Origin of the sequence: Hydrogenophaga pseudoflava (assembly GCF_031020795.1) — a bacterium.
Classification (GTDB): Bacteria; Pseudomonadota; Gammaproteobacteria; order Burkholderiales; family Burkholderiaceae_C; genus Hydrogenophaga; species Hydrogenophaga pseudoflava_A.
Genome location: NZ_JAVHJP010000008.1, coordinates 102,622 through 124,965, shown reverse-complemented (window position 1 = coordinate 124,965; position 22,344 = coordinate 102,622). Strand labels below are relative to the sequence as shown.

The following is a 22,344-nucleotide window of genomic DNA, read 5'->3' as shown; positions in this document are numbered from 1 at the left end:
CTCCTTGGAGGGGTTTGGGGTAGAGGACGGGAGTTCTTCAGCAGAGAGCGTGCCAACCCGATTTGCCCTGCTTTTCGCGTGCTTTTTCATGCCTTGCCCGCCGCCAGTGACGATTTGTGTCGTCTGTCGCCGGCAGTCACTGACAATTTTTGTCACCCACCGCTCGCGGGACAAAAATTGTCAGAGTTCGAAGGTCTGCCCGGCGCTGAGCCAGCGGATGTCGTGGCGCACGTCGTCCGGGCGGTTGGGTGCGTCGTCGAAGCGGCGGATCTCTTCCATGATCAGCCCGGTCTCCGCCGGCTTGGTGTGGGTGATGTAGATCGGGTAGCGGCGGCTGCGGTCGATCTGGTCGAGTTCGTCGGCGAGCGAACTGGGAGCGAGGTGCAGGCTGCGCTGGGCCAGTTCGCGTTCGCGGTCGCTGAAGGCGGTCTCGATGATCAGCATGGCCACATCGATGCGGTTGACGCGCTGCCAGAACGCCGGGTTGCGCTCGGTGTCGCCGCTGAACACCCAGTGGCCGCTGCGGCTGTCCACCGCATAGCCCACGGCCGGCACGGTGTGCACCGCCGGAAGCACCTCGATGTGCTTGCCCCCCACCCGCAGCAGCTCGCCCACGGTGATCGGCACGAAGCGCATCAGCGGGGTCTCGGCACTGGGGATGGTCGAGAAGTCGGGCCAGATCAGGTTGTTGAAGATGTGCACCTTCAGCGCGGAGATGGTGCCCGGCAGGGCGTGTACCACCAGCGGCGCAGCACCGGCCGCCAGCCGCCGTGCGGCAACCGCATCGAGCATCAGGGGCAGGCTGGCCACATGGTCAAGGTGGGAGTGGGTCAGCAGCACGTGGTCGACCTGCGCCATTTCGTCGAGGCTGAGGTCGCCCACCCCCGTCCCAGCGTCGATCAGCACATCGTCGTCGAGCAGGAAAGAGGTCGTCCGGCAGCCTTGCGAAATGGCGCCCGAGCAGCCCAGTACGCGTACCCTCATCAATGTTCCAGGAATGGGAAGCCCGTTCGGGCGGTTTACTTGGTGTCGAAAGTGGTGGAGCCGTCCCAGTCGGCAGACGGAGGCTCGACGCGCATGGAGACTACCCGTTCGGCATAGAGCCGGTAAAGGACTTTTTTGGCATTCTTCCGCTGCAGTTGCGCCAAATGGGCAAGACAGCGGTCCCAGTCCTGACGGCGCCAGGCTTGCAGGGCCTGCTCCCATTCTTTCAATTCGTCTGAGAGTTCCGGCGTCAGCCGGTCCTTGGCGCACAGCGGCGTGTGGATCGCCACGGCCTGCGCCTTGCCCTTGACCCGCACCCTGTCCAACTCCTGCCAGACGAAGGCCGGCGCCTGCCGGCGCGTGGCGTCGCTGGCCACCACATCGACGCCGTACACGCGGGTGAGCCCTTCCAGCCTCGCCCCGAGGTTCACGGCGTCGCCGACCACGGTGTAGCTGCGTCGTACGTCGGAGCCCATGTCGCCCACGCACATGTCGCCGGTGTTCAGCCCGATGCCCACACCGATGTCCGGAAGGTGGGCCGCCTGGCGTTCGCGGTTGATGGCGGCGATCTCGTCCGCCATCTCCAGCGCGGTCTGCACGGCCAGCGCCGCATGGTTGTGACTCTCGACGGGCGCTCCCCAGAAGGCCATCACGCAGTCACCCATGTACTTGTCGATGGTGCCGCGGTGCTGCCGGATGAGCCGCGTGAGGCGGCTGAACACCGTGTTGAGCAGGGCCTGCAGGCCGGTGGGTGGCATGGTTTCCGCAATTGCGGTGAATCCCCGCATGTCGCAGAACAGCACGGTCAGCTCCCGCGTGCTGGCCTCCATGCTGTAGCTGTCCGGGTCCCTGACCATCTCGTCCACCAGCTCCGGCGGCACGTAGGTGCCGAACAGCTGCGCCAGCTCGCGCTTCGCCCGGCTTTCCACGAGATAACCGTAGCTCATGTTGATCACGAAGGTGAGCGCCGCCATCACCAGGGTGCCGGCCATGGGCAACGCCAGGCCATGGCCCAGGTACAGCCAGGTGTTGAGCCCCACCACGGCAGCGAACACGGCCAGGCTCAGCCCCACGGCGGCCGCGGCCCCCAGCAGGGGCAGACCGAACGCGAGCACCAGTCCGGCCAGCAGCAGCACGACCAGTTCGTAGCCGGCGGCGTAATCGGGGCGGGCGATCATGCGTCCGTCCAGCAGCGCCGTCAGCACGTTCGCGTGGGTTTCCACGCCGGGATAGGCCTCACCCACCGGTGTCGCGCGCAGGTCCAGCAGACCCGGGGTGGTGGTGCCCAGCAGCACGATGCGCCCTGGCAGCAGGCCAGGCGGCACGCGGCCCGACAGCACATCGGATGCCGAGACATAGCGGAACGAACCGCCCTGCGGGCCACCCGGTCCCCGGAAGGGCACCAGCACCGCCAGTCGTTCGTCCACAGGAATTTCCAGCGAGCGGCTTTCCTTGCGCAGTGCGATGCTGCGGGGCAGGTCGTACCGGTCGCCCCACGCCGGCTGTGGCGGGTAGCGCGGCTCCACACTCGGCATTCCATTGACCGCCCGGAACATGGCCAGGGACAAGGACTCGTAGTAGGCGCCGCCATGCTCGGCGAGCAGCGGTACGGAGCGCACCACGCCGTCCTCACCGGGCACGGCGTTGAAGAAGCCTGCCGAGGGCGCGGCAGACGCCAGGACGGGCAGGTTGGATCCGTAACCGGTCCACTGCGTGGCGGGAAGGTCCCGCCCGGCCAGGTCGCTGCGCCGGAGCACGGGGGCAGGCAAGACCCCGGCGGTGCGTGCCCCCGAGTCATTGCTGAAGTAGAAGCCCATCACCACGGGCCGCCCGCGCAGGGCATTGGCCAGGCGCCGGTCGCGGTCGAGCCCCGGGCGCAGGCGTTCAAGCGCCCCGGAAAACGCCGGCAGATGCTTCAGTTCGTCGCGCGCCAGCCGTTCCAGCTGGGGCAGACCGGAGCTCTCGTCCGGTTCAGCGAACACCGTGTCCATTCCGAGCAGGGCGATCCTGTGGCGCTCGAACAGCGCATCCACCAGCTCGGCCACCCGGTCCCGGGGCCAGGGCCAACGCCCCACCTCCGCCAGGCTTCGCTCGTCGATGTCCACGACGACCACGCGCTCGTCCAGCGACGCTGGCATGGTCCAGCGCAGCCGCGCGTCGTAGAGCTGGTCATCGAGCCGCTGCAGGGCGCCCATGGGCAACAGGCCCAGCACGTGCAGCACGCCCAGCAGAAGCGGCAGCAGGGACACGGCCACGCGACGGCCGTGTTTGCTCAAGGCGTGCATGGAACGTTGCGAGGGAAGCGGGAGGCCACGCGCGGCGTCCCCCGCAGACGGCCCGTCAGGCCTGGACGAACTGCATCTGGGTGCCGGCGAGTTCGATCAGGTCGCCGTTCTGGAGGTTCACGGCCTCGGTGGTGAGCGGCCTGCCGTTCACCGTGGGCTTGACCGCCCCTTCCACCAGCGCCACCACAAAGCCGTTCGGACGCCGGGTGATGGCCGCCACGGCGACACCGGGCTTGCCGATCGTCGTCACCACTTTGACCAGCGGCACTTCGCGGCCAGCGGCCGCCCCGGACATGACCCGGATGGCCGCCTCTCCCACCGTCGAAGGCTCGGACGCCACCACCGCGCCGGAATTGATCACCGTGGTCTTTTCCTGGTGATCAGAGGCGCCGTCATGGAAAAACTTGATCTTGTACTTGCCGATCTCGACGGTGTCCCCGTTCTGCAATTGCTGCTTCTTGATCGCCTTGCCGTTGACGTAGGTCCCGTTGGTGCTGTTGAGATCTTCCAGGAACACTTCCGCCCCGGACATCTGCATGACGGCGTGCTCGCCGCTGACCGCGAGGTTGTCGATCACGATGTCGTTGTACGGGCGACGGCCCAGCGTCGTGCGATCCTTGGTGAGCTGCACTTCCTTGATGACGACGCCGTCGATGGAAACGATCATTTTCGGCATGGCCGACTCCTCTGGAACCTAATAACTAAGCCAATTGTTTACGGCTGGCCCAGCATACGCGACAACAGGCCCCTCTTGACCGGTTTGGCGCGGGCCTGGGCCAGTATCACTGAAATATTATCGCGGCCCCCGTTGCCATTGGCACAGTCGACCAGGTGGCGGCCGGTGGCCTCAAGCCCGGCGTCCTCCAGCAGGATCGCTGCGATGCGCTCGTCCGGCACCATGTCGCTCAGGCCGTCGGAGCAGAACAGGTAGATGTCGCCGTCCTCGACCCGGAATTCGTTGACCTCCAGCAGAACCGTGTCTTCCACACCCAGCGCCCGCGTCACGAGGTTCTTGTGGGTGGCGAACTGCGCCTGCTCCACCGAGATCAGTCCTGCGTCGATCTGCTCCTGGAGCAACGAGTGGTCGCGCGTGATCTGTTGCAGCACCCCGCCGCGCAGGCGGTAGCAACGCGAATCGCCGACGTGGCCGATCATGGCCCGGCCCCCCTGGAACACCCCCATGACCAGGGTCGTGCCCATCCCTGCGTACAGCGGATTGGAATTGGCCGCATTGAAGATCGACCGGTTGGCGTTGTCGACGCAGATCTCCATGGCCCGCTTGAGTTCGCGGACGTGCGCCTCATGGCCGCCTTCGGTCATCCAGCGGCCCAGCTCGTCGTGAATGAATCCGGTGGCCATGGCGCTGGCCACTTCGCCAGCGTTGTAGCCTCCCATCCCATCGGCCAGAACGACCACCTGGTTGGCGGGATCGAGCGCGACCGAGTCTTCGTTGTTTTCACGAATCAGGCCGGGATCTGTCTGGCTGTAGTACTCGAAGATCATGTAGATCGGTTTTATAGCTTGAATCAGATTCCGCGCCCGTTGCCCGCTGAGACATTTGTCACACTTTCAGGACAGTCACCCGTCTTTTCACAGCTTCGAACCCGGGCGCCTGACTTTGAACCATCGGCTGCCGCTGGAACAAAAAAGGCCACGAATGCGTGGCCTTTTCTCTCCTCGTTGAAGCGGGTTACAGCTGCGCCTTGAGCAGCTTGCCCAGCTCGGACGGGTTGCGCGTGATCACGAAGCCGCACTCTTCCATGATGGCCAGCTTGGCGTCGGCCGTGTCGGCGCCACCGGAGATCAGCGCGCCGGCGTGGCCCATGCGCTTGCCGGGAGGGGCTGTGACGCCAGCGATGAAACCCACGACCGGCTTCTTCATGTTGGCCTTGCACCACTGGGCAGCTTCGGCTTCGTCGGGACCACCGATCTCGCCGATCATGATCACCGCGTCGGTGTCGGGATCGTCGTTGAAGGCCTTCATGACGTCGATGTGCTTGAGGCCGTTGATCGGGTCGCCGCCGATGCCGACGGCGCTGGACTGGCCCAGACCCACTTCGGTCAGCATGGCCACGGCTTCATAGGTCAGCGTGCCCGAACGGGACACGACGCCGATGCGGCCCTTGCGGTGGATATGGCCGGGCATGATGCCGATCTTGATTTCGTCGGGCGTGATCAGGCCAGGGCAGTTGGGGCCCAGCAGCAGGGTCTTCTTGCCACCGGCGGCTTCCTTGGCTTTCATCTTGTTGCGCACTTCCAGCATGTCCTTGACAGGGATGCCTTCGGTGATGCAGATCGCCAGGTCCAGGTCGGCTTCGACGGCTTCCCAGATGGCGGCGGCCGCGCCGGCGGGCGGCACATAGATCACCGACACGGTGGCGCCGGTCTGCTGGGCGGCTTCCTTGACGGTCGAGTAGATCGGGATGTTGAAAATCGACTCACCCGCCTTCTTGGGGTTCACGCCAGCGACGAAGCAGTTCTTGCCGTTCGCGTACTCCTGGCACTTCTCGGTGTGAAACTGGCCGGTCTTGCCCGTGATGCCCTGGGTGATGACCTTGGTGTCTTTGTTGATGTAGATCGACATGATGTACTTCTCCGGGGCTTATTTGACGGCGGCGACGATCTTGGTCGCGGCTTCGGCCATGGTGTCGGCAGCGATGATGGGCAGGCCCGATTCGGCCAGCATCTTCTTGCCCAGCTCTTCGTTGGTGCCCTTCATGCGCACCACCAGCGGCACGTTCAGGTTCACGGCCTTGCAGGCGGTGATCACCCCGGTGGCGATGGTGTCGCACTTCATGATGCCGCCGAAGATGTTGACCAGGATGCCTTCGACCTTGGGGTTCTTGAGCATGATCTTGAAGGCTTCGGTGACCTTCTCGGGGGTGGCGCCGCCACCCACGTCCAGGAAGTTGGCTGGCTCACCGCCGAACAACTTGATGGTGTCCATGGTGGCCATGGCCAGGCCGGCGCCGTTCACCAGACAACCGATGTTGCCATCCAGGCTGATGTAGGCCAGGTCGAACTTGGAGGCTTCGATTTCGGCCGGATCCTCTTCGTCCAGATCACGGAAGGCCACGATCTCGGGGTGGCGGAACAGGGCGTTGGCGTCGAAGTTGAACTTCGCGTCCAAGGCCATCAGGTTGCCCTTGGAGTCGCAGTTCAGCGGGTTGATTTCCACCAGCGATGCGTCGGTGTCCATGTAGCACTTGTAGATCTTGGCGAACAGATCCACGGCCTGGTCCACGGAAGCGCCGGTCAGGCCGATGGCGGCCGCGACCTTGCGGGACTGCGCTTCGGTGATGCCGGTCAGCGGATCGATCATCTCGGTGATGATCTTCTCGGGCGTGGAATGCGCCACCTCCTCGATGTCCATGCCGCCTTCGCTGGAAGCGATCAGGGCGACCTTCTGCGTGGCGCGGTCGGTGACGAGCGACACATACAGCTCGTTCTTGATGTCGGCGCCGTCTTCGATGTAGAGGCGGCGGACTTTCTGGCCTTCAGGGCCGGTCTGGTGCGTGACCAGCTGCATGCCCAGGATTTCGCTGGCACGGGCCTTCACGTCGTCGATGCTCTTGGCGACCTTCACGCCGCCACCCTTGCCACGGCCACCGGCGTGGATCTGGGCCTTGACCACCCAGACCGGGCCACCGAGTTTCTGCGCGGCTTCAACGGCTTCCTGCACCGTGAACGCGGGGATGCCGCGGGGGACCGGCACACCAAACTGACGCAAGATTTCCTTGCCTTGGTACTCGTGAATCTTCATGAGGTTTCTCTCGGACTGGGGTTGTTCGATCCGGCCAAAAAAAGGCACAGCCGGTGCGCGGGCTTGTGAACACGGCAACCGGCGACTGTATCATGTTGCGACGCACCAAAGCGGTGAGCAGCCACTCACATAATGCATAATTATAGGATCGGCTCGCTGAATCCGAACTGACAAAAGCAGGACACGCCATGGCAAAAATCTTCATCGACGGCGAAGCGGGGACCACCGGACTGCAGATCCGCGAGCGGCTGCAGCAGATGCCCACCATCGAGCTGCTGAGCATTGCTCCCGAGCGGCGCAAAGACCCCGAAGCAAAGAGGGCCCTGATGGCGGAAGCCGACCTGGTGATCCTGTGCCTGCACGACGACGCAGCCATCGAATCGGTCGCGATGGTCGACGGCCTGCCGGGCCGCAAGCCCCGCATCATCGACGCCTCCACCGCGCACCGTTGCAACGATGGCTGGGTCTACGGTTTCCCTGAACTGAGCGCAGGACAGCGCGCCGCCGTGCAACAGGCCGGTCGTGTGGCCAACCCCGGGTGTTACGCCACCGGTGCCATCGCGATCCTGCGGCCTCTGGTGGACGCTGGTCTGCTGCCCAGGGACTTCCCGGTGTCGCTGCCCTCGGTCAGCGGCTACTCGGGCGGTGGCCGCGCCATGATCGAGGCCTACGAGGCCGGCACCGCGCCGCTGCACGAGGCCTACGCGCTGGGTCTTTCGCACAAGCACATCCCCGAGATCCAGCGCTACACCGGTCTGAGCCGCCGCCCGATCTTCATTCCCGCCGTGGGCAACTTCCGCCAGGGCATGCTGGTGCAGCTGCCGCTGCACCTGGATGAGCTGCCCGGCCGCCCCAAGGCCAGCGATCTGCACGACGCGCTGGTGGCCCATTACGCGTCCAGCGCAGCGCAAGGCGGCTGGGTCAGCGTGTTGCCCGCCACCACCGATGGCAAGCTGGACGCCACCGCGCTGAACGACACCAACCAGCTCGAGTTGCGCGTGTTCTCCAATGAGGTGCACCGCCATGCGGTGGTGATCGCGCGGCTAGACAACCTGGGCAAAGGCGCCAGCGGCGCGGCCGTGCAGAACCTGCAGCTCATGCTGGGGCTGTAACACCAGCCGTTTCAGTCGTCGTCTGCACCGCGCACCACGCGGCGGATCGCCTCGGCACCAAAGCCGCGCGCCGCGAGAAAGCGCATCTGCCTGGCACGACCCGCCGGATCCGCCGCAGGCTCTCCGAACTTCTTGCGCCAGACTTCGCGCGCCCGCTCTGTCTCGCTGCCCCTCAGCCGATCCACCGCCTCGGCGATCGCCTCGGCGCTGACCCCCTTGGCCTGGAGCTCCTGCTTCACGCGCCCGGCGCCCAGCCGGGCGGCGCGCCGGTGGATGACCGACTCGACCACCCGCTGCTCGCTGATGAAGCCCTTGGCCTGCAGATCGTCCAGGGCACGCTGCAGTTCACCGGGCTCCTGCTCGTGGGCCGCCAGCTTCTTCTGCAACTCCGCGCGCGAATGTTCCCGACTGGCCAGCAACCGCAGCGCACGGCCCTTGAGCGAGATCTTGTCGAACCCCACCGCAAGGCTTATTCGGCGGCCTCGGCTTCGGCGGCCTTGGCCTTCTTGCCCTTGGCGGCGACCGGGGTCGCTTCTTCGGCACCGGCATCGACCGGCAGCAGGGGCACACCCAGCTCACCGCGGACCTTGTTCTCGATTTCCACGCGCAGCTCGGGGTTCTCCTTGAGGAACTCGCGCGCGTTGTCGCGGCCCTGACCGATCTTCTCGCCGTTGTAGGCGTACCAGGCGCCGGACTTCTCGACCACACGGTGCAAGACGCCCAGATCGAGAATTTCACCTTCGCGGCTGATGCCTTCGCCGAACAGGATGTCGAACTCGGCCGTCTTGAACGGAGGCGACACCTTGTTCTTCACCACCTTGACCTTGGTCTCGTTGCCGATCGCGTCCTCGCCCTTCTTGATGGTGCCGGTGCGGCGGATATCCAGGCGCACAGAGGCATAGAACTTGAGCGCGTTGCCGCCGGTGGTGGTTTCGGGGCTGCCGAACATCACGCCGATCTTCATGCGGATCTGGTTGATGAAGATGACCGTGCAGTTGGTCTTCTTGATGGTGGCGGTGAGCTTGCGCAGCGCCTGGCTCATCAGGCGGGCCTGCAGGCCGGGCAGGGAATCGCCCATCTCGCCTTCGATCTCGGCCTTGGGCGTGAGCGCGGCCACCGAGTCGACGATGACCAGATCCACCGCGCCGGAACGCACCAGAGAGTCGACGATTTCGAGCGCTTGTTCGCCGGTGTCGGGCTGGCTGATCAGCAGGTCGGGTACGTGCACACCCAGCTTCTGGGCGTACTGGATGTCCAGCGCGTGTTCGGCGTCGACGAAGGCGCAGGTGCCGCCCAGCTTCTGCATCTCGGCAATCACCTGCAGGGTGAGCGTGGTTTTGCCCGACGATTCCGGGCCGTAGATTTCAATCACGCGACCGCGCGGCAGGCCGCCGACGCCCAGGGCGATGTCCAGTCCCAGCGAGCCGGTGGAGACGACTTGGATGTCCTCGATGGCCTCGCCTTCGCCCAGGCGCATGATGGTGCCCTTGCCGAACTGCTTTTCGATCTGGGCGAGTGCGGCCTGCAGGGCCTTGGCTTTTTCGGTGTTGACGGCGTTGTCCATGTGTGGCGCTCCTGGAGGTGTGAGTAGGTACTGGCTTTCAGTCTGTGGATTTATGTACAGGCTGGATGCTTGAACAGGAGTTTATCGCCTCATAAAACTCGCACAAGCCAATATATGGTCAGTTTGCCTTACCATTTAGCATGCCTGTCCCATCCGTTTCCGTCGCCGCCGACGACCGCTGGCGGGCCACCCACCTGGGCCGCGTCATGGGTCAGGCGTTGCGCCGCTTCGACGAACGCGTGCTGTTCCTGATGGCGCACGACGCCCATGTACCACTGGCCCTGTCCAACCTGGCCGCGCGCGCGCAGATCGGTGCCGCGCACATCCACATCACGCGCCACCTCTCCCTCAAGGGTTCGCGGCTGACCGAACTGGCCGCCGCCGCAGGCATGAGCAAACAGGCCATGGGCGATCTGGTGACGCAGTGCGAGGCCTGGGGACTGGTGCGTCGGGAGCCCGACCCGCTGGACGCGCGCGCGCGGCGCATCGTCTTCACCGACACCGGTCTGCTCTGGCTGGAAGCCTTCAGGCTCGCCGTGGCGCGCGCCGAAACCGAGTTCCGTGCGCAGATCGGCACCGAGGTGGCAACCGTGGTCGCGCTGGGTCTCGAGGCGTATGCTTCGCGCTGAGGCGCGCCACCTACAATGACCCCAGAACCCGTAAGGAGACACCGATGCGCATCCTGATTGCAGAAGACGACCAGGTCCTGGCCGACGGTCTGTTGCGCAGTCTGCGGGCCGCGGGTGCGGCCGTCGACCATGTGGCCAATGGCAGCGAGGCGGACGCGGCCCTGATGACCAACAACGAGTTCGACCTGCTGATCCTCGACCTGGGCCTGCCCAAACTGCACGGCCTGGAAGTGCTCAAGCGCCTGCGCTCCCGCGGCTCGGCACTGCCGGTGCTGATCCTGACCGCGGCCGACAGCGTGGATGAACGGGTCAAGGGTCTGGACTACGGCGCCGACGACTACATGGCCAAGCCGTTCTCGCTGCAGGAACTCGAAGCGCGCGTGCGCGCGCTCACGCGCCGCGGCATGGGCGGCGCCAGCTCCACCATCAAGCACGGCCCGCTGGTCTACGACCAGGCCGGCCGTGTGGCCACCATCGACGGCAAGATGGTTGAACTCTCGGCGCGCGAGCTCGGCCTGCTGGAGGTGCTGCTGCAGCGCGCCGGCCGCCTGGTCAGCAAGGACCAGCTGGTCGAGCGGCTGTGCGAGTGGGGCGAGGAGGTGAGCAACAACGCCATCGAGGTCTACATCCACCGGCTGCGCAAGAAGATCGAAAAAGGCCCGATCCGCATCGCGACCGTGCGGGGGCTCGGCTACTGCCTCGAAAAAATCTGAGCGCCCGGGCGCTTGCCAACGCCAACATGGCCGATCACAAGCAGGGCAGCAACCGGACCTCTTTCGGCCTGTTCCAGCGCGAGCAGCGCAGCCTCTTCGGCGAGATCCTCGACTGGATGCTCACGCCGCTGCTGTTGCTGTGGCCGCTGTCGCTGGCACTGACTTGGTTCGTGGCCCAGGGCATCGCGTCCAAACCCTTTGACCGCGCGCTCGAGTTCAACCTGCAGGCGCTGACGCAGTTCGTGATCACCAAGGACGACAAGGTCAGCTTCAACCTCACCCCGCAGGCGCGCGACCTGCTCAAGGCCGACGACAGCGATCTGGTGTACTACCAGCTGCGGGATGCCCAGCTGGGTGTGATCAGCGGAGAGGCGGACTTCCCGCCCCCGCCGGACACCGACGTACCGGCCGCCGGCCGGGTGCTGCTGCGCGACGACGAGGTGCGTGGCGATGCCGTCCGAGTGGCCTACACCTGGCTGGAACGACATCACGATCCCAGCCAGCTGGTGCTGATGCAGGTGGCCGAAACCAAGGGCAAGCGATCGACGCTGGCCACCGAAATCATCAAGGGTGTGATGGTGCCCCAGTTCGTGATCCTGCCACTGGCGGTGCTGCTGGTCTGGCTGGCGCTGGTGCGCGGCATCCGGCCGCTGTCCGATCTGGAGCAGAAGATCCGCGCCCGCAAGCCGGACGACCTCAGCCCGATCGAGGAGTCCTTCATCCCGCAGGAGGTGGCCCCGCTGGTGTCGTCCATCAACGACCTGCTGGCCCGGCTGACCGCCTCGCTCACCACGCAGAAGCGATTCCTGGCCGACGCCGCCCACCAGCTCAAAACGCCTCTGGCCGGCCTGCGCATGCAGGCCGAACTGGCGCAGCGGGAGTCCAACCCGCAGGAGATCCACAGCTCGCTGCAGCAGATCGCGCACTCCAGCACCCGCGCCACCCACACCGTCAACCAGCTGCTGGCACTGGCCCGCGCGGAGACCACGGGCCGCACCCTGCCGACAGCACAGATCGACCTGGCGCAGCTGGTGACCGGCGTGGTGCGCGACTCGGTGCCGCGGGCGCTGGAGCACGGCATCGACCTGGGCTACGAGGGACCGGACGAGATGCCCGAAATCTGTCTCATGGACGGCAACCCGACGCTGCTGCAGGAGATGACGCGCAATCTGGTCGACAACGCGATCAACTACAGCGGCCGCGGGGGGGTGGTGACCGCGCGCGTGCTGTTCGACCGCTTCAGCGGCGTGCAGATCCTGCAGGTGGAAGACAACGGACCGGGCATCCCTGAGAACGAACGCGAACTGGTGCTGCAGCCCTTCTACCGGGCCCTGGGCACCAACGTCGACGGTTCAGGCCTGGGTCTGGCCATCGTGCACGAGATCGCCCAGCAGCATGGCGCCGTGGTGATGATGGAGGATGCGCATCCCGAAAGCCCGCGGCGCGGGCTTAGGGTCTCGATCCGCTTTGCCGCGCGCCGTTCGCCGGACGAATGAGCCGCAGCCCCTACGCTCCGCCGCTGCCGGGTGGCGCTCAGTGGGCGGGCTGGTACACGTTGAGTTGCAGGCGTTCGCGCTCAATCACGCGGGCCACCGCCGGCAGTGCTGCAAAGCGCTGGGCCAGGGCCCAGGTGGCGGGCAGCGTGGTCGGATCGATGCCGGCGTAGCCGCCCCAGCGCAGCAGGGTCAGCGCATAGGCGTCCAGCGCACAAGGCACCTCGCCACACAGCCACGGTGCGCCCTGCGCGGCCATGGCCTCGATTTCCCCGAGCAGCCCCTTGTAGCTGTTCGCCGCAAAGGCACGGATGATCTTCTGCGCGCCCTCGTCGTCGGTGAACCTCTGCGGCATGAACACGTGCGTGAACGTCGGGTGCACGGTGTTGTTCATCCAGGCCAGCGTGGACAGCGCACGCGTGCGCGCGAGACCCGAGGCGGGCAGGATGCCGGCCTGGGGGAACTTCGCGTCCAGGTGCAGCAGGATGGCCACGATCTGCGTGATGACCTCGCCATCATCCACCAGCACCGGCACCTGGCCGCGCGGGTTCATCGCGAGGTACTCGGCGCTGCGCTGCTCGCCCTTGTGCAGCTTGACCATGACCGGCTCGAACGGCACGCCGGCCAGTTCCAGCATGGCGTGTGGCACGAAAGAACAGGCGCCGGGGGCGAAGAAGAGTTTGAGGCTCATGCGGTGTGTCTCCTGTTGTTGTGGTGAGGGGAGCAATCAGTCGGCCAGGTGCTGGCCGACGATGCCGGCGATCTCGAACATGGTCACCTGGTCCTTGCCGAACACCGGGCGCAGCTTGGCGTCGGCGTTGACCTTGCGCTTGTCGGCCGCGTCCTGCAGGCCATGGGCCTTGATGTAGTCCCACAGCTTCTTGACCACCTCGGGGCGCGAGACCGGTTCGCTGCCGATCACCGCGGCCAGCGCGGCGCTGGGCTGCTTGCCGGTGGCGGCGGTGGTCTTGCGCGGGGCCTTGGGCGCGGCGGCTTTCTTCGCGGCCGGTGCCTTCTTGGCCGCAGCAGCCTTCTTCGCGGGGGCTGCAGCCTTGGCGGCCGCGCCCGCAGTCTTGCGCGGCGGGTACTTGCTCTCGCGCGGCTCGAACTCGAAGTTCACCTTGCCGGCCTCTTTGTCCCAGGCCAGGAAGGCCTTGAAGCTGCGCCGCGTGCGCATGGACACGAACTTGTCCAGCAGGTCGGTCTTGCCGGTGGCCAGCAGCTTGCTCATCTGATCGCGCGCCACCGGCTGCTGCAGGATGATCTTGCCGCTCTTGAACGTGCAGCTGGGCGTGGGCTGGGCGGCGGTGGGCACCGCCTTGCTGCAGACGTAGTTGGCCCCGTGCTCGAACACCGGTGAACCACAGACCGGGCAGGCGCCCAGGCTGTCCTGACCCGCGAAGTCCACCAGCTCGCCGGTCTCTTCGGCGTTCTTGTCGTCGCCGAAGTCGAACTCCAGCTTCCAGTTCCTGTCGTCCTCGCTGTACTTGAGCGTCATCTCGGCCACGAAGGGCCAGCCCGCCTTGGAGCGGAAGCCTTCGAGCGGACCGATGTGCCGGTCGCGCACGAAAGCCTCGGCCTCCACGACTTCGAAGGTGCGGCCCGCGGGCGACTTGGTGAACGAGAAGCCGCAACCCTCGCTGTGGCCGTCGGCGCCGGTGCAGGCGTAGCGGCGGTAGTTTTCCTTCACCACGCCGCCGCAGTTGGGGCAGGGCGCATCCAGCGTGGCGTAGTTGCCGGGCACGGTGTCGCGGTCGTACTCCTTGGCCTTCTTCACCATGCGCTCGGTCATGGCGGCGATCTCGGCCATGAAGGCGGCGCGCGAGAGTTTGCCGTGCTCCATCTGCGCCAGCTTGTATTCCCACTCGCCGGTCAGCTCGGGCTTGGAGAGTTCTTCCACCGCCAGGCCGCGCAGCAGGGTCATGAGCTGGAAGGCCTTGGCGGTGGGAATCATTTCCCGGCCTTCGCGCAGCATGTATTTTTCGTTCAGCAGGCCTTCAATGATGGCCGCGCGGGTGGCCGGCGTGCCCAGGCCCTTTTCCTGCATCGCCTCGCGCAGTTCGTCGTCTTCTATGAACTTGCCGGCGCCTTCCATCGCGCCCAGCAGCGTCGCTTCGGAGTAGCGCGCCGGCGGCTTGGTCTTCAGGCCCTTGGCCTCGACGGTCTCGGTGCGCACGGTTTCGCCCTCGCGCACCGGCACCAGGTTCTGGCCCTTGTCGCCTTCCTTCGCGCCTTCGACGTCTTCAGCGGCTTCCTTGCCGTAGACGGCCATCCAGCCCGGCCTGACCAACACCTTGCCTTCGGTCTTGAAGTGGTGGTTAAGCACCTTGCTGATGCGAGTGGTGACCATGAACTCCGCGCTGGGGAAGAACACCGCCAGGAAGCGGCGCACCACCAGGTCGTAGAGCTTTTGCTCCGCTTCTGACAGGCCGCTGGGCGCCTGCAGCGTGGGAATGATGGCAAAGTGGTCCGAGACCTTGCTGTTGTCGAAGATGCGTTTGCTGGGCTTGATGTAGTTGCCGTTGAGCGCGGTGAGTGCGTGCGGCGCCAGGTGCTTCATACCGCTGTCGGCGAGCATCTCGAAGGTCTGCCTGACGGTGCCCAGGTAGTCCTCGGGCAGGTGGCGCGAGTCGGTACGGGGGTAGGTCAGGGCCTTGTGGCGCTCATACAGGCTCTGCGCCAGTTGCAGGGTGGTCTTGGCCGAGAAGCCGAAGCGGCCGTTGGCCTCGCGCTGCAGGCTGGTCAGGTCGTAGAGCAGGCCGCTGGCCTGCGTGGTGGGCTTGCTCTCTTCGGTGACGCTGGCGGCCTTGCCGCGCACCGCCTCGACGATGGCCAGCGCCTCGCGGTGGTCCCACAGGCGGTCGGCGCGCAGGTCGGGGTCGGCGTCGTCGCCCGTGGGCTTCTTGAAGGCCGGGTCGAACCACTTGCCCGGGTACTCACCGGCCTCGGCCAGGAAGGACGCGTGGATTTCCCAGTAATCGCGGCTCCTGTGGGCGCGGATCTGTTCTTCGCGTTCGACCACGATGGACAGCGTGGGCGTCTGCACCCGGCCGACGGTGGTGAGAAAGAACCCGCCATCGCGCGAGTTGAAGGCCGTCATGGCGCGCGTGCCGTTGATGCCGACCAGCCAGTCGGCCTCCGAACGGCTGCGCGCCGCGTCGGCCAGACCGCGCATCTGCTCGTCGCTGCGCAGGCGCTCAAAGCCGTCGCGGATGGCGGCCGGCGTCATGGACTGCAACCACAGGCGCTGCACCGGCTTGCCCAGGCCCTGGTACTGCCCGCCCTTGAGGCCCCCGGCGTACTGCTCGATCAGGCGGAAGATCAGCTCCCCCTCGCGGCCCGCGTCGCAGGCGTTGATCAGGCGGCCCACGTCCTTGCGCCTGGCCAGCTTGACCACCGCCGACAGGCGCGACTTGGTCTTGTCGATGGGCTTGAGCTCGAAAAACGGCGGCAGCACCGGCAGGTGGGCAAAGCTCCACTTGCCGCGCTTGACGTCGAACTGCTCGGGCGCGGCGATCTCCACCAGGTGGCCGACGGCCGAGGTCACGACGTACTGCTCGTTCTCGAAATGGTCGTCGTGCTTGTCGAACTTGCCCGCGACCGGGGTGAGCGCGCGCACGATGTCCTGGGCCACGGACGGCTTCTCTGCAATGACCAGTGTTTTGTTCATCTCTACAATTTGGGCTTCACGCGCGTGTACACGCGCACGGGGGCGCACACGCACACACGCGCGCACCTGCATGAAACAACCTTACCAAAATTCCCGATGGTGAAGAAAACCGCCCCCGCACGCCGCATCCAGACCCGCCGCTCGGGCGTTCATGGCAAGGGCGTGTACGCCGTGGTCGATCTGGCCGAAGGCGAGACCGTGATCGAGTATGTGGGCGAGGTGATCACCTGGGACGAGGCGCTGCGCCGCCACCCGCACGACCCGAAGGACCCCAACCACACCTTCTATTTCCACATCGACGAGGACCACGTCATCGACGCCAAGTACGGCGGCAACTCCTCGCGCTGGATCAACCACAGCTGCGCCCCCAACTGCGAGGCCGAGACCGACGACGGCCGGGTCTTCATCCGCGCACGGCGCAACATCAAGGCCGGCGAAGAGCTGTTCTACGACTACGGTCTGGTGATCGACGAGCCTTACACGCCGGCCCTCAAGAAGCAGTACCCCTGCTGGTGCGGCGCCAAGAACTGCCGCGGCACCCTGCTGGCTCCCAAACGCGGCGGCCGCGCGACCAAACTCGGATGACCGACCTGCTCGCCCACGCCGAATCGGTCTGGCAGTCGGTCGTCACCGAGCTGCCGACCTTCACCGTCGAGGTGCTGCCCCGCATCGACTCGACCAGCAGCGAGCTGATGCGCCGCGCTCGGGACGGGTTGCTGGAGCCGGTGCTGCTGACCGCGGAAGAGCAGACCGCAGGCCGGGGGCGCATGGGCAAAGGCTGGCACAGCAAGACCGGCCAGTCGCTCACCTTCTCGCTGGCGCTGCCGCTGGCGCCGGCCGACTGGTCCGGGCTCTCCCTGGCGGTGGGCGTGAGCCTGGCCGAAAGCCTGCACCCGGAGGTGCGGCTGAAGTGGCCCAACGACCTCTGGCTGCAGGAGCGCAAGCTCGGCGGCATCCTGGTCGAGACGGCGGGTACCGGTGACGGCGCCTCGGCGCCCCGCACCGTGGTGATCGGGGTCGGCATCAACATCGCGCGCCCGGAGGCTGCGGTCGTTCTGTCGCTCGCCGCACCAGGCGCGCTGGCGGCCATGCCGCCCGCGGGCCTGGCCGAGCTGCGCATGGGAGTGACCGCCGGCGAAACCTTGGCCCTGGTCGCGCCCGCGCTGGTGCGCGACGTGCTGCGCTTCGGCGCGGACGGGTTCGCCCCCTTTGCCAGCCGCTTCGCCGAGCGCGATGCCCTGCACGGTCGCGCGGTGCGGCTGACCGATGGCACCGAAGGCATGGCCGATGGCGTCGATGCGCAGGGTGCACTGCGCGTGCGGACCGCAGAGGGCCTTCGCACGGTGCACAGCGCCGAAGTGAGCGTGCGTCCATGCTGAGACTCGTCGCCATCGCGCTGCTGCTGGCCAACGCGGTCTACTTTGCCTGGACCCAGGGCTACCTGGCGGGCCTCGGCTTGGCCCCCGCGCAGCAGAGCGAGCCCGAACGGCTGCACACGCAGATCGAACCGAGCACGCTGCGGCTGCTCAATGGCCCCCGCGCCGAGCCGGAGGACGTGGCGCAGGCCGCCCCCTCCGCGGCCACGCCCGCCACGGCCTGCTGGCTGGCCGCCGGTCTCACGGCGCCACAGGCCGAGGCGCTGCGCGCCGCACTCGCCAGCACCGGCCTGAGCGAAGGGCTCTGGCAGTTCAGCGAGGCGAAGTCCTCCGGCCGCTGGATCGTCTACATGGGCCGCTACAACGACGAGCAGATGGAGAAGAAAAAGGGCGAGCTGCGCGAACTCAAGATCGAGTTCCGCGAAGTCAACCTGCCCTCCACAGGTCCGGGACTGGCCCTGGGCACGTTCTCCAGCGAAGAGTCGGTGCAGCAGGCACTCAAGGACGTCGCCCGCAAAGGCGTGCGCACCGCACGCGCCGCCGTCGAGCGGCCCGAGAGCGTGTCCTGGACCCTGCGCCTGCCCGCGATCACCGACGAGCAACGCACGGCCGTCGACAGCCTGGGCGAGCCCCTGGCCGGCAAAAAACTCCAGCCCTGCGAATAAAAAAAGCCGCTGTTTTTACAGCGGCTTTTAGCTCCAGGGCACCCGTGGAACCGGCTTCGCCGGGCCACAGGGTGCGCCCCCCTCCGGGGGAAAGCCGCGGAGCGGCGCAGGGGGGAGCTTATTTGCTCACGACGCGGACCATCTCCAGGCACTTGTTCGAGTAACCCCACTCGTTGTCGTACCAGCTCACGACCTTCACGAAGGTCTTGTCCAGCGCGATGCCGGCGTCGGCGTCGAACACCGAGGTGCAGGTCTCGCCGCGGAAGTCGGTGGCCACCACCTTGTCTTCCGTGTAGCCCAGCACGCCCTTGAGCGCGCCCTGGCTCTGGGCCTTCATCTCGGCCTTGATCTCTTCGTAGCTGGCTTCGCTGTTGAGTTCCACCGTCAGGTCCACCACCGACACGTCGGAGGTCGGCACGCGGAAGGACATGCCGGTCAGCTTCTTGTTCAGCTCGGGGATCACCACGCCCACGGCCTTGGCGGCACCGGTGGAGGACGGGATGATGTTTTCCAGGATACCGCGGCCGCCGCGCCAGTCCTTGTTGGACGGGCCATCCACGGTCTTCTGCGTGGCGGTGGCGGCGTGGACCGTCGTCATCAGGCCGCGCTTGATGCCCCACTTGTCGTGCAGCACCTTGGCCACGGGGGCCAGGCAGTTGGTGGTGCAGGAGGCGTTGGAGATGATGGTCTGGCCGGCGTAGGTCTTGTCGTTCACGCCGAAGACGAACATCGGGGTGTCGTCCTTGGACGGGGCGGAGAAGATGACCTTCTTGGCGCCCGCGGCCAGGTGCTTCTCGCCGCCGGCCTTGTCCAGGAAGATGCCGGTGGATTCGATCACCACGTCGGCGCCGACTTCGTTCCACTTCAGGGCGGCCGGGTCCTTCTCGGCCGTCAGGCGGATCTTCTTGCCGTTGACGACCAGGGTATTGCCCTCGACGGACACGGTGCCCTTGAAGCGGCCGTGCACGCTGTCGTACTGCAGCATGTAGGCCAGGTAGTCGGGCTCGAGCAGATCGTTGATGGCCACGATCTCGATGTCCGGGAAGTTCTGGATCGCGCTGCGCAGCACGTTGCGGCCGATGCGGCCAAAACCGTTGATACCGACTTTGATAGCCATGTCTTCTGCTCCTGTGGATGGATGAAAAAAACCGAAACCTGATTACTTCGCCAGCACGGTACGCACCGTGTCGGCCACGTTCTCGGGGGTGAAGCCGAAATGCTTGAACAGCACCGGCGCCGGGGCCGATTCGCCGTAGGTGTCGATGCCGACCACGGCCGACACGCCGTACTTCCACCAGCCGTCGGTGGACCCCATCTCGACGGCCACGCGCGGCAGGCCCTTCGGGCACACGGCGGCCTTGTAATCGGCGCTCTGGCGGTCGAACACGCTGGTGCTGGGCATGGACACCACACGCACGGCGATCTTGTGTTCCCGGGCCAGGGCTTCCTGGGCCTTGAGCGCCAGCTGCACTTCGGAGCCGGTGGCGATGATGACCGCCTGGGCCTTCTTCTTCAGGCCCACGTCGGCCGGCTCGGACAGCACGTAGCCGCCCTTGCTGATGTCGGCCAGGTCGGCCTTGGGCGCGTAGGGCAGGTTCTGGCGCGACAGGCACAGGGCGCTCGGGCGATTCGCGGTCTGCAGGGCCACGGCCCAGGCCACGGCGGTTTCGGCCGTGTCGGCCGGGCGCCAGACGTCCAGGCCCGGGATCAGGCGCAGGCTGGCGACGTGCTCGATCGACTGGTGGGTCGGGCCGTCTTCACCGAGGCCGATGGAGTCGTGCGTGAACACGTGGATCACGCGCTGCTTCATCAGCGCGGCCATGCGGATGGCGTTGCGGCTGTAGTCGCTGAAGGTCAGGAAGGTGCCGCCGTAGGGGATGAAACCGCCGTGCAGGGCGACGCCGTTCATGATCGCGGCCATGCCGAACTCGCGCACGCCGTAGTTGATGTGGCGGCCACCCTGGCCAGCCTCGTTCTTCACAACGTTGCCTGCCAGGTCAAAGCGCAGGTTGGGCGTGGACTTGGTGTTGGTCAGGTTGGAGCCGGTCAGGTCGGCCGAGCCGCCCAGCAGCTCGGGCAGGGCCGCCGTGAAATGCTCCAGCGCGATCTGGCTGGCCTTGCGGCTGGCCACGGTCTCGGCCTTGGTGTGGGCTTCGACGGCGGCGTTGACGGCCACCTGGTTGAAGGACTTGGGCAGCTCGCCCTTCATGCGGCGCACGAATTCCTTGGCCAGCTCGGGGAAGGCGGCCTTGTAGGCGGCGAACTGCTCGTTCCAGGCGGCCTCGGCGGCCTTGCCGGCCTCCTTGGCGTCCCAGGCGGCGTACACGTCCTTGGGGATCTTGAAGGGCTCGTGGCTCCAGCCCAGGGCTTCGCGGGTCAGCTTGATCTCTTCAGCGCCCAGCGGCTCGCCGTGGGCCTTGGCGGTGTTGGCGCGGTTCGGGCTGCCCTTGCCGATGCTGGTCTTGCAGCAGATCAGGGTCGGCTTGTCGGCGCTGTTCTTGGCGGCGGCGATGGCGGCGCTCACGGCGTCGGCGTCGTGGCCATCGACGGCGCGGATCACGTTCCAGCCACACGCTTCAAAACGCTGGGGCGTGTTGTCGATGAACCAGGGCGCGACCTGGCCGTCGATGGAGATGCCGTTGTCGTCGTACAGCGCCACCAGCTTGTTGAGCTTCCAGGCGCCGGCCAGGGCCACGGCCTCGTGGCTGATGCCTTCCATCAGGCAGCCGTCGCCCAGGAACACGTAGGTGTGGTGGTCGACGATGGCGTGGCCTTCGCGGTTGAACTCGGACGCCAGCAGCTTCTCGGCCAGCGCCATGCCCACCGCGTTGGTGATGCCCTGGCCCAGCGGGCCGGTGGTGGTTTCCACGCCGGGGGTCACGCCCACTTCGGGGTGGCCGGCCGTCTTGCTGTGCAGCTGGCGGAAGTTCTTGAGTTCGCCGATCGGCAGCTTGTAGCCCGTGAGGTGCAGCAGCGCGTAGATCAGCATGGAGCCGTGGCCGTTGGACAGCACGAAGCGGTCGCGGTTGGCCCAGGCGGGATTGGTCGGGTTGTGGCGCAGGTGGCGGCCCCACAACGCGACGGCCATGTCGGCCATGCCCATGGGCGCGCCGGGGTGGCCGGAGTTGGCGGCCTGCACCGCGTCCATGGCGAGCGCGCGGATGGCGTTGGCCTGGGTCTGGGCGCTCACGGTGGAGACGGGGGCGGGGGCGGCGGTGCTGGGGGTGGCGTCGGACATGGTGCGGGGGAGGGGGAGAGAAGAGGTCGGCGCGGGCCGAAACCGGGGATTTTATCGGCCCCGGTCCGCGGACCATAATGCGCGCGGCGGTTCGCCGAACGCACACCCTCCATGGCCACTCCCCTGCACACGCCCATTCCCGCCATGATCCTGGCCGCCGGTCGGGGCATGCGCATGCGGCCGCTCACCGACACCACCCCCAAGCCCCTGCTGCCGCTGCGCGGCAAGCCGCTGATGCAGTGGGCCATGGAAGCGCTGTCGCGGGGCGGCTTTGACCGGCTGGTGATCAACACCGCCTGGCTGGGCGAGCAGATCGCCGAGCGCTACGCCGACTGGCCCCAGCAGCACCCCGGGGCCGAGCTGCGGTTCTCGCACGAAGGGCAGGATTTCGGCTACGCGCTGGAGACCGCCGGCGGCATCTCGCGCGCGCTGCCGCTGCTCGGCGAGGTGTTCTGGGTGCTGGCCGGGGACGTCTACGCGCCGGACTTCGTGTTTGGCCAGGACAGCGTGGACCGCTTCCTGGCCAGCGACGACCTGGCCCACCTTTGGCTGGTGCCCAACCCGCCCCACAACCCCCGGGGCGACTTCGGGCTCTCGTCCGTCGGCCGTGCGCTCAACAGCGCCGACGGCGAGCGCTTCACCTACAGCACCATCGGCCTGTACCGGCGCGCCCTATTCGAGGCGCCGTGGAGCGAAACCATTCCCGGCAACCCGCAGGGCACGGCCGAGCCGCTGGCGCCGCTGCTGCGCAAGGCGATGGACGCCGGGCGGGTCGGCGCCGAGCTGTACACCGGCCCGTGGACCGACGTGGGCACGCCCGAGCGCCTTGACGAGCTGAACCGCTGACCCTGC

The 22,344-nt window shown here is 66.7% G+C and carries 20 protein-coding genes; 8 read left to right on the top strand and 12 right to left on the bottom strand.

Going from position 1 to position 22,344, the window contains the following annotated elements; all coding sequences use genetic code 11:
- Positions 1 to 180 precede the first annotated feature (180 nt).
- The 6 genes from RCO38_RS21730 to sucC form a co-directional block, all read right to left on the bottom strand.
- A complete protein-coding gene (locus RCO38_RS21730) occupies positions 181 to 984 on the bottom strand; it encodes a 3',5'-cyclic-nucleotide phosphodiesterase (RefSeq protein ID WP_308330535.1) in 804 nt (267 codons plus the stop codon).
- A 35-nt stretch (positions 985 to 1,019) separates the two neighbouring features.
- Positions 1,020 to 3,269 (bottom strand): CHASE2 domain-containing protein, encoded by a 2,250-nt coding sequence (locus RCO38_RS21725; protein WP_308330534.1) that lies wholly within the window; start codon positions 3,267 to 3,269, stop codon positions 1,020 to 1,022.
- A gap of 55 nt (positions 3,270 to 3,324) precedes the next feature.
- Positions 3,325 to 3,945, bottom strand: coding sequence for an FHA domain-containing protein (locus RCO38_RS21720; RefSeq protein ID WP_308330533.1), 621 nt, complete (start codon positions 3,943 to 3,945; stop codon positions 3,325 to 3,327).
- Positions 3,946 to 3,983: 38 nt separating this feature from the next.
- Positions 3,984 to 4,772: a Stp1/IreP family PP2C-type Ser/Thr phosphatase gene (locus tag RCO38_RS21715; RefSeq protein ID WP_308330532.1), complete on the bottom strand. Its 789-nt coding sequence runs from the start codon at positions 4,770 to 4,772 to the stop codon at positions 3,984 to 3,986.
- 187 nt (positions 4,773 to 4,959) lie between these two features.
- Positions 4,960 to 5,853 (bottom strand): succinate--CoA ligase subunit alpha, encoded by an 894-nt coding sequence (gene sucD, locus RCO38_RS21710; RefSeq protein WP_308330531.1) that lies wholly within the window; start codon positions 5,851 to 5,853, stop codon positions 4,960 to 4,962.
- Positions 5,854 to 5,871: 18 nt separating this feature from the next.
- Positions 5,872 to 7,032 (bottom strand): ADP-forming succinate--CoA ligase subunit beta, encoded by a 1,161-nt coding sequence (gene sucC / locus RCO38_RS21705; RefSeq protein ID WP_308330530.1) that lies wholly within the window; start codon positions 7,030 to 7,032, stop codon positions 5,872 to 5,874.
- Positions 7,033 to 7,220: 188 nt separating this feature from the next.
- Between sucC and argC the strand changes: the two genes are divergently transcribed.
- Positions 7,221 to 8,144 (top strand): N-acetyl-gamma-glutamyl-phosphate reductase, encoded by a 924-nt coding sequence (gene argC, locus RCO38_RS21700; protein ID WP_308330529.1) that lies wholly within the window; start codon positions 7,221 to 7,223, stop codon positions 8,142 to 8,144.
- Positions 8,145 to 8,155: 11 nt separating this feature from the next.
- On the opposite strand, the gene recX is transcribed toward argC, so the two are convergent.
- Positions 8,156 to 8,605, bottom strand: coding sequence for a recombination regulator RecX (gene recX, locus RCO38_RS21695; protein ID WP_308330528.1), 450 nt, complete (start codon positions 8,603 to 8,605; stop codon positions 8,156 to 8,158).
- An 8-nt stretch (positions 8,606 to 8,613) separates the two neighbouring features.
- On the bottom strand, positions 8,614 to 9,708 hold the full coding sequence (recA, locus tag RCO38_RS21690) for a recombinase RecA (protein WP_308330527.1): 1,095 nt from the start codon (positions 9,706 to 9,708) through the stop codon (positions 8,614 to 8,616).
- A gap of 140 nt (positions 9,709 to 9,848) precedes the next feature.
- On the opposite strand from recA, the gene RCO38_RS21685 reads away from it, so the two are divergent.
- From RCO38_RS21685 to RCO38_RS21675, 3 genes are read left to right on the top strand one after another with little or no spacing between them, the layout of a single operon-like run.
- Entirely contained in the window at positions 9,849 to 10,337 is a 489-nt protein-coding gene (locus tag RCO38_RS21685) for a MarR family winged helix-turn-helix transcriptional regulator (protein ID WP_308330526.1), read from the top strand.
- A gap of 44 nt (positions 10,338 to 10,381) precedes the next feature.
- Positions 10,382 to 11,050 carry a response regulator gene (locus RCO38_RS21680; protein WP_066159418.1) on the top strand — a complete coding sequence of 223 codons (669 nt, stop codon included), beginning with the start codon at positions 10,382 to 10,384 and terminating at the stop codon, positions 11,048 to 11,050.
- Between the two features lie 26 nt (positions 11,051 to 11,076).
- Complete coding sequence (locus RCO38_RS21675; RefSeq protein WP_308330524.1) at positions 11,077 to 12,546, top strand: sensor histidine kinase; 1,470 nt, start codon at positions 11,077 to 11,079, stop codon at positions 12,544 to 12,546.
- Between the two features lie 37 nt (positions 12,547 to 12,583).
- Here the strand turns inward: RCO38_RS21675 and RCO38_RS21670 are convergent, their stop codons facing one another.
- Together RCO38_RS21670 and RCO38_RS21665 are read right to left on the bottom strand one after the other, a co-directional pair.
- Entirely contained in the window at positions 12,584 to 13,234 is a 651-nt protein-coding gene (locus tag RCO38_RS21670) for a glutathione S-transferase family protein (protein ID WP_308330523.1), read from the bottom strand.
- Positions 13,235 to 13,270: 36 nt separating this feature from the next.
- Positions 13,271 to 16,213: a DNA topoisomerase III gene (locus tag RCO38_RS21665; RefSeq protein WP_308330522.1), complete on the bottom strand. Its 2,943-nt coding sequence runs from the start codon at positions 16,211 to 16,213 to the stop codon at positions 13,271 to 13,273.
- Between the two features lie 96 nt (positions 16,214 to 16,309).
- Between RCO38_RS21665 and RCO38_RS21660 the strand changes: the two genes are divergently transcribed.
- From RCO38_RS21660 to RCO38_RS21650, 3 genes are read left to right on the top strand one after another with little or no spacing between them, the layout of a single operon-like run.
- A complete protein-coding gene (locus RCO38_RS21660; RefSeq protein ID WP_308330521.1) occupies positions 16,310 to 16,798 on the top strand; it encodes an SET domain-containing protein in 489 nt (162 codons plus the stop codon).
- The gene (locus tag RCO38_RS21655) at positions 16,795 to 17,592 is read left to right on the top strand and encodes a biotin--[acetyl-CoA-carboxylase] ligase (protein WP_308330520.1); all 798 of its coding nucleotides are present in this window, start codon (positions 16,795 to 16,797) and stop codon (positions 17,590 to 17,592) included. Before RCO38_RS21660 ends, RCO38_RS21655 begins: the two co-directional genes overlap by 4 nt.
- Positions 17,586 to 18,254, top strand: coding sequence for an SPOR domain-containing protein (locus RCO38_RS21650; protein WP_308330519.1), 669 nt, complete (start codon positions 17,586 to 17,588; stop codon positions 18,252 to 18,254). Before RCO38_RS21655 ends, RCO38_RS21650 begins: the two co-directional genes overlap by 7 nt.
- Before the next feature lie 118 nt (positions 18,255 to 18,372).
- Here RCO38_RS21650 and gap read toward each other — a convergent pair whose 3' ends face one another.
- A complete protein-coding gene (gap, locus tag RCO38_RS21645; RefSeq protein ID WP_308330518.1) occupies positions 18,373 to 19,371 on the bottom strand; it encodes a type I glyceraldehyde-3-phosphate dehydrogenase in 999 nt (332 codons plus the stop codon).
- 42 nt (positions 19,372 to 19,413) lie between these two features.
- On the bottom strand, positions 19,414 to 21,492 hold the full coding sequence (gene tkt, locus RCO38_RS21640; RefSeq protein WP_308330517.1) for a transketolase: 2,079 nt from the start codon (positions 21,490 to 21,492) through the stop codon (positions 19,414 to 19,416).
- 144 nt (positions 21,493 to 21,636) lie between these two features.
- On the opposite strand from tkt, the gene RCO38_RS21635 reads away from it, so the two are divergent.
- On the top strand, positions 21,637 to 22,338 hold the full coding sequence (locus RCO38_RS21635) for a nucleotidyltransferase family protein (RefSeq protein WP_308330627.1): 702 nt from the start codon (positions 21,637 to 21,639) through the stop codon (positions 22,336 to 22,338).
- Positions 22,339 to 22,344: the final 6 nt, after the last annotated feature.